Here is a 13,713-nt window from a genome sequence, read left to right on the forward strand (position 1 = left end):
AGGTGTCGTTGTGATGAGGAACATCCCCGCGGTCGCGCTCGCGCCCGCCAAGCGCAACGCCGTCGTGTGCGTCGCGCGCCTCGTCATTCCCGGCACCACCGTCGCGGGAGTGCGCCGGCGCACCCCGCGCATCGACATCGACCCAGGGTCCGCACCCCAGTTCTAGCTCTGCACGAGCAGGTCCGAACCGGCCGCGGAACCCCATCGGGGTCCGCGGCCGTCGTCGTCAGGGCGACGTCCGCGGCCCCAGGCCCCCGGACAGTGAACGACCTCAGGAGCAGCTCGTGCAGCGCACCGCCCTTCTCGACCAGACCAGCCAGGGATCCTCCGTCACCTGGGCCGCCGCCGGTTCCGCCGCGTCCGCGCAGCCCGTGCCCAGCTTCACCCGAGACGCCGGCTGGGGCGTCCTGTCCACCCCGTCCCTGTCGTCGGCCGTCACCCCGTGCCAGGAGGCCGAGGACAGCGACCTGTGGTTCGCCGAGCGCACCGCCGACGTCGAGGACGCGAAGGCGCTGTGCCGCACGTGCCCCGTGCGCGAGGCCTGCCTCGCCGGCGCCCTCGAGCGCGCCGAGCCGTGGGGCGTGTGGGGCGGGGAGGTCTTCCTCGACGGCGTCGTCGTCGCCCGGAAGCGCGGGAGGGGCCGTCCCCGCAAGGACGAGCGCGCCGCATGACCGGGCCGCCCGTCCGCGGCGGCCCGCGCCAGATGGCGCCGGGCCCGCCAGGTGGCGCCGGGCCCGGCGGCCCGGGTATCACCGGACCGGACCCCGTCACCGGACCGGGCCCCGTCACCGGTCCGCCGCGGGCCCGGCCGGCGGCGGCCCGGCCGGCGCGGGCTCGCCGCCGACCCGGTCGCAGCCGCACTCCGGGTGGACCGTCCAGCGGCGCAGCACCGGCAGCGGGCTCAGCGCGCTGACCTCGAGGGTCGTGGCGTCGGCGACCACCTCACGCCCGTCGAGCGCGGCGAGGACCTGGTGCGCGGCCAGCGCGGCGCCGAGCTGCGCGAGCGTGGCCTCCGTCCCGGGGGTGCCGCCCCGGAGCTGGGTGGCCACGGCGGGCCAGCACGGGTCGGCGTCCGTGCGGTGCAGGTCCACGCACCGCGTGCACGGCCCGCGACCGGGGACCACGAGGGGGCCCACCGCCACGTCGATGTCCCCGACGACGACCGGCAGGTGGGTGACGTCCTCGCGCACGAGCGGGCGCAGGCGCACCGGGTCGGTCACGCCCGCCGTGACGGCGACGAGCACGTCCGGCCGGACGCCGGGACGCGCGGACGTGCGCACCGGGAAGGCGGCCCGCAGCTGCGCCACCGCCTGCGTGGACCGCCGGCGGCCGACGTCGCGCGGGTGGAAGGGACCCAGGTCCGCGTCCGTCACCGGGGCGTCGTCCTCCAGCAGGAGGGTGCCGACGCCCGCGGTCGCGAGGAACGTCGCCAGGAGCATGCCGAGCCGGTCGAGGCCCACGACGGCGACCGTGGCGGCCGCACGGGCGGCCCGCACCACGGAGCCGTCGCCGTCCGGCCGCAGCCGGGCCCAGTAGTCCTCGTCCGGGTCGGGCGCCGACGGCGAGGCGGTGCGCCGCGGGACGGCGCGGGCGTCGAGCACACCGGACCGCGCCAGCAGCGCGACCAGCTCGGTGACCCGCTCCGGCGGGATCCGCAGCATGCGTCCCACGCGCAACAGGTCCGCCTCGGTGGGCTCGTGGCGCAGGTGGTCGACGAGCCGCTGCTCCGGCGGGGTGAGATGCTCCAGGACGACGGCGCACCGCGGGTCCACGCCGACCTGGCTCTCGCCCTCGCGCCGCCACAGCACGCTCAGCCCCGGACGCAGGCGCATCCTCCGCCTCCCTCGTGCGGGTCGCCCGACCCGCGACGGCGAGCCTGGCACGGGGGAGGGGGCTCCCGCCGGGCGCGCCCACAGCCTGTGGACGCGCCCGGCGGGCGCTACCGCCCGGGCGTGTCTCCGGGGGCCCCGCCGTCGTCCCGGGTCTCGCCGGTGCCCGGGGTCCCGCCGTCGTCCCGGGTCTCGCCGGCGTCGCTGGTGCCGAGGCTGCCGTCGAGCAGCGCGGCGAGCGCCGCGTCCACGTCCACGTCGGCGGCTCGGGCGGCCTGGCGCCCCGCGACGAACCCGGCCGGGTGGTCCAGCTCCTCGGGCGTGGGCATGAGGTCGGGGTGGGACCACAGCCGGTCCCGCTCCTCGATGCCGCGGGCGGCGCCCAGGCTCGCCCAGAGCGCGGAGGCCTCCCGCAGGCGCCGTGGCCGCAGCTCCAGGCCCACGAGCGTGGCGAAGGTCTGCTCGGCCGGCCCGCCCGTGGCCCGGCGGCGGCGCAGCATCTCCCGCAGCGGCACGGCATGGGGCAGGTGCGGCGCGACCGCCTGCGCGGTGACCTCCTCGACCCAGCCCTCCACGAGCGCCAGCGACGTCTCCAGGCGCACCAGGGCCGCCTCCTGCGCGGGGGAGCGCTCGAGGGCGAAGACACCGCCGGAGAACGCCTCGCGGAGCTGCTCCGGGTTGGTGGGGTCGATCCCGCGCACCGCCTCCTCCATGGCGTCGGTGTCGATCGTGATCTCGCGCGCGTAGGACTCCACGATGCCGAGGAGGTGGCTGCGCAGCCAGGGCACGTGCGCGAACAGGCGCGCGTGCGCGACCTCCCGCACGGCGAGGAAGAGGCGGACCTCCTCGGTAGGGGCGTCGAGCCCCTCGCCGAACTCGGCGACGTTGGCCGGCACGAGGGCCGACGTGGGCGTCTCGACCAGCGGCAGCCCGGTGTCCGCCGGCCCGAAGGCCTCGCGGGCCAGCGTGCCGACGGCCTGGCCCACCTGCATGCCGAACACGGCGCCGCCGAGCTGACGGAGCATGCCCTGAGCCGCGCCCATCTGCTCCGCGAGCGCCCGCACCTCGGGGGGCAGGTGCTCGCTCTGCGCCGTGATGGTGTCCACGAGCGCCTGCGCCACGGAGGCGGCGACCGGCTCGGACAGCCGCTTCCAGGTGGGCAGCGTGCGCTCGACCCAGTCGGCGCGGCTCCAGGCCTCCTGCCGTCCGCCGGCCGGGCCGAGCTCGGTGGCCGTGTCCAGCCACAGGTCCGCCACGGCCAGCGCGGAGCGGACCTGCTCCGCCTGGGCGGCGGTCACGGACGGGTCGCCGCCGGCGAAGGCGGTCTGCCGGGCCAGGCTCTCGGCAAGGTTCCAGTTCACCGGCCCGCCGCCGCCGGAGGCCAGGAGTTGCTGCATCTGGCCGAGCATCATCATCAGCTGGTTGCGGTCGGTGGGCAGACCCGCCGCCTGCGACATCGCCTCGGGGTCCATGCCGCTCGCGCGCATCGCGCGCATGGCCTCCTCGGCGGCCTCGGGCCCCATCATCGAGCGCAGCAGCTCTTCCCAGCCGCCCGGCTCGCCGCCGCCCTGACGGGCAGGGTCCTGACTCATGCGTGCTCCTCGTGTCGTGGACCACCACGGTAACCGCCGCGAAGGGCCAGGGGCAGGGTCCGCCCGCCGCCCGCGCCCGCGGTTCGCTCAGGGCGCAGGAGCCGTCCAGCGTCGTGCGGCATGATGAGCCGGTGATCGCGCAGGGACCCCGTCGCACAGGCCACCCGGACACCGTCGGCCCGACGGACGTCCTTGCCGGCCCGGGCGGCACCGACGGGTCGGTCGCCGATGACGGCCCGCTCCTGTCCCGGCGCTCGCTCACCCTCGTCGTCTCCGGCGCCCTGGTGGTGGTGCTGGTCCTCGTGATGGTGCTGCTGCCGCTGCCCTACGCCGTCGAGGGGCCCGGCCCCACGGTCAACACGCTCGCCGAGATCGACGGGAAGCCGATCATCACCGTCAAGGGCGCCGAGACCTACCCCACCGGGGGAGAGCTGCGCCTGACGACGGTCTCGGTGCTGGGCGGCCCCGGGCATCCGGTCACCGCCGCGCGTGTGCTCGCCGGCTGGCTCTCCTCGAGCGCCGTCGTGCTGCCCCGCGAGGCCGTCTTCCCCGAGGGGAGCACCCGTGAGTCCGTCGACAAGGAGTCCTCGGCGCAGATGACCTCCTCCCAGACCAACGCGACCGTCGCCGCGCTGGAGGAGCTCGGCTACGACGTCCCCATGGTGCTGACCGTGGACGGGACGGCCCCCGGGTCCGGCGCCGAGGGGGCGCTGCTGCGCGGGGACGTCATCACCTCCGTCCGGCCCGACGGCGCCGGCACCACGCAGGTCCGCACGTTCTCCGAGCTGGCCGCCGTGCTCGCCACCACCGCCGCGGGCACCACGGTCGCCGTCGGGGTCGAGCGCGACGGCGAGCCCCGCACGGTCGACATCACCACGATCGCCCACCCCAGGACCGGGGATGGTCACGAGCCGGCCGGCAGCATCCTGGGCGTCCGGCTGGTCCCCGACGTGACCCTGCCCGTGGACATCAGCTTCGACATCGACAACATCGGCGGGCCGAGCGCTGGGACGATGTTCGCACTCGGGATCATCGACACGCTCACGCCCGGGGAGATGACCGGCGGGAAGGCGATCGCGGGGACCGGCACGATGGACCTCTCCGGGACGGTCGGGCCCATCGGCGGGATCCAGCTCAAGCTCATCGGGGCCGAGCGCGACGGCGCCAGGTGGTTCCTGGCGCCGGCGGACAACTGCGCCGAGGTCGTCGGGCACGTGCCCGACGGCCTGCACGTGGTCAAGGTCGCCACGCTGGCCGAGGCCCGGGACGCGGTCGAGGCGATCGGCGCCGGCGAGGGGGGCGAGCTGCCCACCTGCACCGCCGGCCGGCGCGCGGCTGAGTGAACCCCGGCTGAGTGAACCGCGGCTAGGTGGACCGCGGCTACGCGAACGTCGAGCGCAGCGCCTCGACGAGGCCGGGGACGGCGTCGGGGGAGCCGATGACGGAGTCGTCGAAGTCGTGGCTGCGGGCGCGCATGGTGCACCAGGACTCCCCGGTGCGCAGCACGCCGGCCGCCATGCGCACGTCCTCGCGGTCGGGGTGGTCCATGAGGTAGGCCACCGCGGCCTCCGGGTCCGTGGGCATCCCGGACTCCGCCTCGGGCGGCACCACCATGCGCTCGACGACGACCGCGGCGCCGTCGACCAGGTCGGGCCACGCGAGCTGGCCGAGCAGCTCCTCGAGCGTGCCCGCCTCCGGCAGGCCGTCCTGCTCGATGCTCGTGAGGTGCTCCGGGTCCTCCTCGGCCGCCTGGACGGCCTCGGCGGGCAGCTGCTCCGCCAGCGCGGGGCTCAGCGCCAGCGCGTTCGCGGTGCGCACGAGGGCGAAGACGAACACCGGGCCGTCCCATCCGAGGGTGCCGACGTGGCGCTCCAGGTCGGCGATCGCGAGCCTGAGGGCCCGCTCGCGAGGGGTGGTCTCCGGCGCCGGCTGCTGCTCAGTCATGGACCCATGATCGCGCATGCCCGCGCCACGCCCGCGCCACGCCCGCGCCACGCCCGGGCCATCGCCGCCCCATCCCCGCGCCGCGCCGCCGGCGGGACCCTCGGCACCGGCGGCCGCGTGTGGGAACCTTGGGGGAGGACGCGGCGTTGCTCTGTGTGAGGCCGTGGGCCGCCCACGGCGTCTCTCGCGTCCCGCTGACCTGCCCCGTTTGCTCGACCAACCGCCAGAGGTGCTGTTCCGTGACGTCCGCATCCGTCCCCCATCCGCCCGGCAGCAGGAGAGGGGTCCAGCGCCGTGGGGCCTTGATCCCCACCATCGTGGTCCTCGCCGTCCTCGCCGCCATCATCATGGCGCTGGCCCAGGTGTGGACGGAGGTGCAGTGGTTCCAGCAGCTCGGGTTCACGAAGGTCGTGGTCACCGAGTGGCTCACCCGCACGATCCTCTTCGTGATCGGCTTCGCCATCATGGGCGGCGCGGTCCTGCTCAACCTGCAGCTCGCCTACTCGCGCCGCCAGATCTACCCGCCCACGACGCCGGAGGAGCGCAACCTCGACCGGTACCGCGAGAGCGTCGAGCCCCTGCGCAAGCTCGTGCTCATCGGCGCGCCGGTCGTGCTCGGGCTCTTCGCCGGCGCGAGCGCGTCGGGCCAGTGGCGTGCCGTCCTGACCTGGCTCAACCGGGAGCAGTTCGGCCAGGTGGACCCGCAGTTCGGGATCGACATCTCCTTCTTCGTCTTCACCCTGCCCGTGGTGCGCTCGCTCGTCTCGTTCCTCATGACGGTGGTGTTCATCTCCGCGGCCGCCGCGCTCGTGACCCACTACCTCTACGGCGGCATCTCCATCGCGCCGCGCCTGCAGCGGGTCACCCCGGCGGCCCGCGTGCACCTGTCCGTCCTCGCGGCCGTCTTCGTGCTCCTCATCGCCATCAGCTACTGGCTCGACCGGTACTCGCTGCTGGTGGGGAACAACGGGCGCTTCGCCGGCGCATCCTTCACCGACGTCAACGCCAACCTGCCCGCCAAGGCGATCCTCGCGGGCATCGCCCTGGTCGTCGTCGTGCTGTTCGTCATCACCGCCGTGCGCGGGTCCTGGCGCCTGCCCGTGGCGGGCATCGCGCTCATGGTGCTCTCCGCGATCGTCGTCGGCTCCGTCTACCCCGCCGTCGTGCAGCGCTTCCAGGTCGAGCCCAACGCGGTCGACGCGGAGCGCGAGTACATCCAGCGAAACATCGACGCGACGCTGGCGGCGTACGACCTCAACAAGGTCGACAAGCAGACCTACTCGGCGACGACGGAGACCGAGGCCGGGCAGCTCCGGGCGGACAGCCAGTCCACGGCCTCCATCCGCCTGCTCGACCCCAACATCGTCTCCCCGACGTTCAACCAGCTCCAGCAGAACCGCCAGTACTACAGCTTCCCCGAGTCCCTCTCGGTGGACCGCTACGGCATCGGCGGCGAGAAGCGGGACACCGTCATCGCCGTGCGTGAGCTGAACCAGGACGGCCTCGACGACGCCCAGCGCACCTGGGTCAACGACCACACCGTCTACACCCACGGCTTCGGCGTGGTGGCCGCCTACGGCAACACGGTCACCTCCGACGGCCGCCCCGCGTTCTTCGAGCAGGGCATCCCCAGCACGGGCGAGCTCGGCGACTACGAGCCGCGCGTGTACTTCGGCCAGCAGAGCCCCGAGTACTCCATCGTGGGCGCGCCCAAGGGCACGGACCCCTGGGAGCTCGACTACCCCGACGACAACGCGCCCAACGGGCAGGTCAACAACACCTACACGGGCGACGGCGGCCCCTCCGTCGGCAACATCTTCAACAAGCTGCTCTACGCCCTCAAGTTCGGCGACATGCAGATCCTCTTCTCCGACCGCGTGACCGACGAGTCGCAGATCCTGTTCGACCGCGACCCGCAGGAGCGCGTCTCGAAGGTGGCGCCGTACCTCACGCTCGACAACCGCGCCTACCCGGCGGTGGTGGACACCGACGGCGACCCCGCGACGCCGAAGGAGCAGGTGTGGATCGTCGACGGCTACACGACGACCAACGACTACCCGTACTCCGCGCGTGAGTCGCTCGAGGAGGCGACGACGGACGCCCTGACGACCGTCAACGGCGTCCCGGCGGCGGTCGCCGCCGCCCCGGCGCAGGTCAACTACATCCGCAACTCCGTCAAGGCCGTCGTCAACGCCTACGACGGGCAGGTCACGCTCTACGAGTGGGACGCGAAGGACCCGATCCTGAAGACGTGGGAGAACATCTTCCCCGGCCAGATCAAGCCGATGAGCGACATCAGCGGCGACCTCATGAGCCACCTGCGCTACCCCGAGGACCTCTTCAAGGTGCAGCGCCAGCTGCTCAGCCACTACCACGTCACGGACGCGGCGTCGTTCTACTCCGGCTCGAACTTCTGGAACATCCCCCAGGACCCGACGGTCGGCAACGTGCCGCAGCCGCCGTACTACCTGACGATGAAGATGCCCGACCAGGACCAGGCGCAGTTCTCGCTGACGTCGAGCTTCATCCCCGGCGGACAGACGCAGCGCAACATCCTGACCGGCTTCCTCGCGGTCGACTCGGAGACGGGTGACACACCAGGGAAGGTCCGCGAGGGCTACGGCCAGATGCGCCTGCTCGAGCTCCCGAGCGACGTGACCGTGCCCGGCCCCGGCCAGGTGCAGAACAACTTCAACTCGAACCCGACCGTGTCCAGCGAGCTCAACCTGCTGCGCCAGGGCGGGTCCGAGGTGCGGCTGGGCAACCTGCTCACGCTGCCCGTCGGCGGCGGCCTGCTCTACGTCCAGCCCGTGTATGTGCAGGCCTCCAGCGGCACGCAGTACCCGCTGCTGCAGCGGGTGCTCGTCTCCTTCGGTGACTCGATCGGCTTCGCGCCCACCCTGGACGAGGCCCTCAACGAGGTCTTCGGCGGCAACTCCGGGGCGCAGGCCGGTGACGCCGGCGTCACGCCGAACCAGCCCGCCCCCGGGGAGCAGCCCCCGGGCGGGACGACGGAGGTGCCGGCGGCCGCGCAGCAGCGCCTGACGCAGGCGCTCTCGGACGCCCAGGCCGCGCTGACCGAGGGGAACACCGCCCTGTCCACGGGCGACTGGAACGCCTACGGCCAGGCGCAGGACCGCCTCTCGAAGGCCATCGCGGACGCGCTGGCCGCCGAGGGGGAGATCGCCAAGGCGGGCGGCGAGGCGCCGGCCGACGGCGCGACGCCCGCGCCTGCCGAGACGCCCGCCGCAGGCTGACCGGGCACCCCGCGGAGCGGGCAGCCACCCCGGTGGCCCCCGCTCCGCGGCCGTCCCGCCAGCAGGTCCCCGCGGGCGGGTCGGCGCGGACCGGGTGGTGGCGGCCTTGCCGCGTCGAAGCCACGAGCGCCTTCGGCCGCGCGCGCGGCGGTCCGCCGACCGCCCCGGTTCGACGCCTTGCCAGGCGGCGCGCGGCGGTGGTCTCCTTGACGAGTCGCTGCGCGTCCATCGGGAGGAGAGTTCCGTGTCGGCTCCTGACCTGAACGGCGCCATCGAGGGATACCGCGAGGCGCTCGGTGTCTTCGTGCAAGGCGACCCCGAACCATGCGCGGCGTACTTCTCCCGCGAGGAGGACGTCACGCTCGCCAATCCCATGGGACCGCCGCGGCGGGGCCCCGCCAAGGTCCGGGACACGATGCTCACCGCCGTGGCGAACTTCCAGGAGGGCGGGCCGTTCCGGTTCGTCGAGGTCACGACACGCTTCGAGGAGATCTCGCGCTTTGCGACGCCGGATCTTGGCTACGTCGTCCAGCTGGAGCATTCCGAGGGGCGCCTCCACGGCCGTGACGAGACGGTCGTCATCGAGCTGCGCGTGACCATGGTCTTTCGCCGCGAGAAGGACGGCGCCTGGCGCGTGGCGCACCGGCACGCCGACCCGATCACCACCGACCGGCCACTCAGCTCGGCGGTGAAGGCTCCGGAACGCCCGGACCGGGTGTGACCGGGGCCACGCCGGCCCGGCTTGCTTCCCGGGATCGCCGCGTCGTAACCTTGGTGAGCCGACGCGGGGTGGAGCAGCTCGGTAGCTCGCCGGGCTCATAACCCGGAGGTCGCAGGTTCAAATCCTGCCCCCGCTACAAGAAGATGGGCCCGGTTGCCGCAAGGTGACCGGGCCTTCTGCGTGCCTGAGCGCGCGCCGGCGCACTCACCGCCACGAGCTCCGGGCCACCGACCGGGAGAGCGCCCACGCGGCGAGGGCGGCGTAGGCCACCGCCTGCACGGCGATGAGGCCGATGTCGGTGAGCCACTGCTCGGAGGTGTGCGCGAACAGCGCGTCGACGTGCGGCGGGAACGGCTGGAGCCCGACCGTCGACGACGTCGCGGCGTAGCCGAACCGGGCGGGCAGCAACCACGCGAACTGCTCGAGGCCCGCGCGCCCCGACACCGCGAACAGCCCGCCGCAGAGCACCAGCTGCGCCATGACCACCGCGACCAGCGCGGGCATGGTCTGGTCCGCCGACCGGGCCGTGGCCGAGACGGCGAGCCCGACGATCGTCATGGTCACGGCCACCGCGGCGACGGCGGCGGCGATCTCGATCCTGGCGGAGCCGAGCACCAGCGCCTCGTCCGGGGCCCGGACGCCCAGCAGCGCCAGCAGGGCGAACACGACCGCCTGGCAGGCGACGAGACCGCCCATCACGAGGATCTTGCTGAGCAGGTACGCGGCCGGGGACAGCCCGACGGCGTGCTCGCGGCGGTAGATCGCTCGTTCCCCGACCAGCTCCCGCACCGACAGTGCCATCCCCATGAGCGCGCCACCCACGACCAGCACGATCAGCCGGAGCTGGGCCTCGAAGGCGTTCTCCGAGGCGCGCAGGGACAGGCCCCCCTCGCCGGGGAAGGCGTGGGCCATCGCCGCCAGCACCAGCGGCATCCCGACGAGCAGGGCGATCAGGAGCCGGTCGGCGGTGACGACGGCGAGATTGCGGCGCATGAGCGTGCGCAGCTGGCGCAGGGGCGCCGGCCGCGGCGGCGGCGGGGCGTCCGTCGCGGGCACCGGCGTGTCCACGACGCCGGTGCGGCCCACGTACGCGTCGCGCGCGGGGGAGCGGGCGTACCGGCCCACCCACGTCTGGTCCTCGAGGGCGGCGAAGGCCGCGGGGTAGCTGCTCGCACCGAAGAACGGCAGGACCTCCTCCGGCGGCCCGTAGAACGCGACGCGCCCACCGGTGGCGAGGACGAGCACCCGGTCGCAGGCGTCGAGCGCGAGCACGCTGTGGGTGACCACGAGGACCACGCGGCCGGCGTCGGCGAGGGTCCGCAGCCGGTCCATCACCTGCCGGTCGAGGCCGGGGTCCAGCCCGGACGTCGGCTCGTCGAGGAAGAGGAGCTGCGGCGCGGTGAGCAGCTCCAGGGCGATGGAGGTCCGCTTGCGCTGGCCGCCGGAGAGGGAGTCGATGCGCTGGTCGACCTGCGCGCTCAGGTCGACCTCCCGGAGGACCTCGTCGATGCGGGCGTCCCGCTCGGCGTCGGTGGTGTCCGGCGGCAGGCGGAGCCGGGCGGCGAACTGGAGGGCACGCCGCACGGTCAGCTGGCGGTGCAGGATGTCCTCCTGCGGCACGAGGCCGACGAGGAAACGCAGCTGCGCGTAGTCGGCGTAGAGGTCGCGTCCGTTCCAGGTGACGCGCCCGCGGGTGGCCGGGCGCAGTCCGGTGAGGGCGCCGAGCAGCGTGGACTTGCCGGCGCCGGACGGTCCGATCACCCCCACGAGCGTCCCGGCCGGCACGGTCAGGGAGACGTCGTCCAGCAGGTGCCGGCCCTTCGGGGTCGTCACCTCCAGGTGGCGGGCGCTGAACGTGGGGCGCCGCCCCGGGGCGGGGACGAGGCGGTGGCCGTCCCACGTGAGCGTGGACGAGCCCACGCCGACGAGGTCGCCGGGGCTCAGCGGCTCGGTCCCGCTGATCCGGCGCCCGTTCAGGAATGTGCCGTTGAAGCTCGACAGGTCGTGGAGGAGCACCTGGGGTCCGAGCTCGACCGCGCAGTGCCGCCTCGACGCGAGCGGGTCGTCGACGACGACGTCGCACGTCCCGGCGCGCCCGAGCACGATGACGCCGCGCGGAGGCGGCGGCCCGGGTGCAGCCGTCGTGAGCACCAGCTCCGGGCCGTCCAGCGCACCGATGCGTAGGTGCAGCGCCGTGCCGTCGAGCCGGGTCGGCGTGTCCACCACCCGCCCGGCGCCCTGCGCCCAGGTGCCGTTGCGGCTGCCCGGGTCCGTGACCCACCAGCCCTCCGCGTCGTGGCGGATGTGGAGGTGCTCGCGGCTGACGCGGTCGTCGTCGAGGTGGACCTCGCAGCCCGGGTCCCGACCCACCACCACCGTCTGCAGCGGGGAGAACGACCACCGGCGGCCGCCGGCGAAGACGTGGAGGACCGAGAGGTCGGGCGCGGGCACGGGGCTCACCGCGCACCGCCGGGTGCCGGTGCGCGGGTCGTGCGCAGCGACCCGGCAGCCGCGTCGAACCTGTCGGTCTGGGCGTCGAACACCGCCGGCGGGGCGAAGAAGACGAGCATCTGCGGCGGCCGGGTGTCGACGACGCGGACGCTCAGCTGGAGGGAGGCGGAGCCGGACAGCGGCATCGTCCCGTCCAGGGCCCGCCCGGTGACGTCGCCGACGGTCGTCGGGCCCCGGTCCACCAGGTGGGCGTCCCGGCCCGGGAGGATCGCCTCGGCGGTCCGCGCCCAGTCCTCGGGGGCGACGCCGTCCGGCAGCCGCTGGTAGACCGCGACGCCCACCATGCTCTCGGGGCTGTCGGACACGGCGGCCGCCGCGTCCTCGAGGGCGGCCGGGTCGTTCGCGAACAGGCCCGTCAGGTCCTTCGAGGAGAGCACGCTCACCGTGGCGTCCCCGGCGTGGTGCGTGCGCTGCGTCCACGAACCCGGGACCTCCAGCGCGTACGGGACGCCGGTGGCCGTGAACGTGACGGTGGGGTCGCCGGAGAAGAACCCCGACGTGAACAGCCAGATCGCGGTCGCGGCGAGGACCACGGCCGCGGCGGTGGCGGCGACGAGGCGGGTGGGGGGACGGCGGGAGGTGCGGCCGGGCGGGGCCGTGCCGGCGTCCCCAGGGAGAGCTCCGTCGCCGGCCTCGGGCGGGCCACCCGTGCCGGCGTGCCCGCGGACAGCTCCGTCGCCGGGCTCGGGCGCGCCGCCCGTGCCGGCCTGACCGGGTGGGCCCGCGCCGGCCTGACCGGGCGGCCCCGTGTCGGCCTGGCTGGGAGGGCCCGTGTCGGGCTGGCCGGGATGGGCGCCTGTGCCGGTCTCGCGGGCCGGGCCCGTGCCGGCCGTACGGGCGACGGCGCGCCGACCGCCGACGCGCCGGCCGCCGCCGCGCCGGCCGCCGGGAACCGCGCCCCGGCCGTCGGAGGAAGGGGCGGCACCGTCGGGCACAATTTCGGCGGGCTCCGCGGGCGCGAGGCGCTCGTCGCGGCCGGCCAGGGCGACGCCCGCCGCCTGCGTGACCCTCGCGTCACCGGCGTCACCCATCATGGCGATGAGCGCACCACAGGACGCGGGCCGGTCCTCGCGCTGCTTCGCCATGCCCGCGCCGATCGCGAGGTCGACGGCGATCGGGAGGTCCGGCCGCTCGGCGGAGAGGCGCGGGGGTTCCTCGAACATGTGGGCCCAGAGCTGGGCCGTGTCGTCCTCATGGTCGAAGGGCGGATGCCCGGCCAGGACGGTGTAGGCGACGCACGCGAGGGCGTAGACGTCGGCGCGGCCGTCGACGTCCTCGCCGCGGATCTGTTCCGGCGCCACGTAGTCCAACGTGCCGAGGAAGTGCCCGGCCGTGGTCATGCCGGTGGCCGAGCTGGACCGCTTCGTCAGCCCGAAGTCGGCGAGGTAGACGTGCGGGGGCCCGTCGGGGCGCTCGGCCAGCAGGATGTTGCCGGGCTTGACGTCGCGGTGGACCAGGCCCGCGGCGTGGGCGGCGTCCAGCGCCGCCGCGGTGTCCCGGAGGACGCGCACCGCCTCGGGCAGGTCGAGGGTGCCGCGGGTGTCCAGGACGGTGCGCAGGTCCGTGCCCCGGACGAAGCGCATGGCGATGTAGAGGTGGCCGTCCGCCTCGCCGGCCTCGTAGACCGGCAGGATGTTGGGGTGGTCCACGGACGCCGCGAGCTGCGACTCGCGGACGAACCGGTTACGGAACTTCTCGTTGCCCGACAGCTCCGGGGCGAGGAGCTTGAGGGCCACCAGCCGGTTCAGCCGGACGTCGAGCGCCTCGTAGACAACGCCCATCCCCCCTCGCGCCAGCAGAGTCTGGACACGGTAACCGGCAAGGTCCTCGCCCGGCTCCAAGGACTGCCCGTGATGCAT

At 74.5% G+C, this 13,713-nt stretch carries 10 protein-coding genes and 1 tRNA gene; 6 read left to right on the top strand and 5 right to left on the bottom strand.

The features are described from left to right. Positions 1–13 precede the first annotated feature (13 nt). Positions 14–166 carry a hypothetical protein gene (locus tag EJK16_RS19460; RefSeq protein ID WP_164737195.1) on the top strand — a complete coding sequence of 51 codons (153 nt, stop codon included), beginning with the start codon at positions 14–16 and terminating at the stop codon, positions 164–166. 118 nt (positions 167–284) lie between these two features. After that, positions 285–671, top strand: coding sequence for a WhiB family transcriptional regulator (locus EJK16_RS04355; RefSeq protein WP_205739587.1), 387 nt, complete (start codon positions 285–287; stop codon positions 669–671). Positions 672–785: 114 nt separating this feature from the next. Here EJK16_RS04355 and EJK16_RS04360 read toward each other — a convergent pair whose 3' ends face one another. After that, positions 786–1,832: a thiamine biosynthesis protein ThiF gene (locus EJK16_RS04360; RefSeq protein ID WP_127126736.1), complete on the bottom strand. Its 1,047-nt coding sequence runs from the start codon at positions 1,830–1,832 to the stop codon at positions 786–788. Positions 1,833–1,939: 107 nt separating this feature from the next. Further along, positions 1,940–3,421, bottom strand: a complete 1,482-nt coding sequence (locus EJK16_RS04365) for a zinc-dependent metalloprotease (RefSeq protein WP_127126738.1) — start codon at positions 3,419–3,421, stop codon at positions 1,940–1,942. Between the two features lie 131 nt (positions 3,422–3,552). On the opposite strand from EJK16_RS04365, the gene EJK16_RS04370 reads away from it, so the two are divergent. Further along, positions 3,553–4,764, top strand: a complete 1,212-nt coding sequence (locus EJK16_RS04370) for a PDZ domain-containing protein (protein WP_127126740.1) — start codon at positions 3,553–3,555, stop codon at positions 4,762–4,764. 37 nt (positions 4,765–4,801) lie between these two features. On the opposite strand, the gene EJK16_RS04375 is transcribed toward EJK16_RS04370, so the two are convergent. Then, the gene (locus EJK16_RS04375; protein WP_127126742.1) at positions 4,802–5,365 is read right to left on the bottom strand and encodes a PPA1309 family protein; all 564 of its coding nucleotides are present in this window, start codon (positions 5,363–5,365) and stop codon (positions 4,802–4,804) included. Between the two features lie 239 nt (positions 5,366–5,604). On the opposite strand from EJK16_RS04375, the gene EJK16_RS04380 reads away from it, so the two are divergent. The 3 genes from EJK16_RS04380 (at position 5,605) to EJK16_RS04390 (ending at position 9,479) form a co-directional block, all read left to right on the top strand. After that, positions 5,605–8,622, top strand: a complete 3,018-nt coding sequence (locus tag EJK16_RS04380; RefSeq protein ID WP_370275935.1) for a UPF0182 family protein — start codon at positions 5,605–5,607, stop codon at positions 8,620–8,622. 244 nt (positions 8,623–8,866) lie between these two features. Next, entirely contained in the window at positions 8,867–9,343 is a 477-nt protein-coding gene (locus EJK16_RS04385) for a DUF4440 domain-containing protein (protein WP_127126744.1), read from the top strand. 62 nt (positions 9,344–9,405) lie between these two features. Beyond that, a tRNA-Met gene (locus tag EJK16_RS04390) sits at positions 9,406–9,479 on the top strand. Between the two features lie 68 nt (positions 9,480–9,547). Here the strand turns inward: EJK16_RS04390 and EJK16_RS04395 are convergent. Together EJK16_RS04395 and EJK16_RS20020 are read right to left on the bottom strand one after the other, a co-directional pair. Continuing rightward, the gene (locus EJK16_RS04395; RefSeq protein WP_205739588.1) at positions 9,548–11,803 is read right to left on the bottom strand and encodes an ATP-binding cassette domain-containing protein; all 2,256 of its coding nucleotides are present in this window, start codon (positions 11,801–11,803) and stop codon (positions 9,548–9,550) included. Next, the gene (locus EJK16_RS20020) at positions 11,800–13,713 is read right to left on the bottom strand and encodes a serine/threonine-protein kinase (protein ID WP_255411468.1); all 1,914 of its coding nucleotides are present in this window, start codon (positions 13,711–13,713) and stop codon (positions 11,800–11,802) included. The genes EJK16_RS04395 and EJK16_RS20020 overlap by 4 nt, the downstream gene beginning before the upstream one ends.

The organism is Georgenia sp. SYP-B2076, from assembly GCF_003991205.1.
In the GTDB taxonomy this organism is placed as follows: domain Bacteria; phylum Actinomycetota; class Actinomycetes; order Actinomycetales; family Actinomycetaceae; genus Georgenia.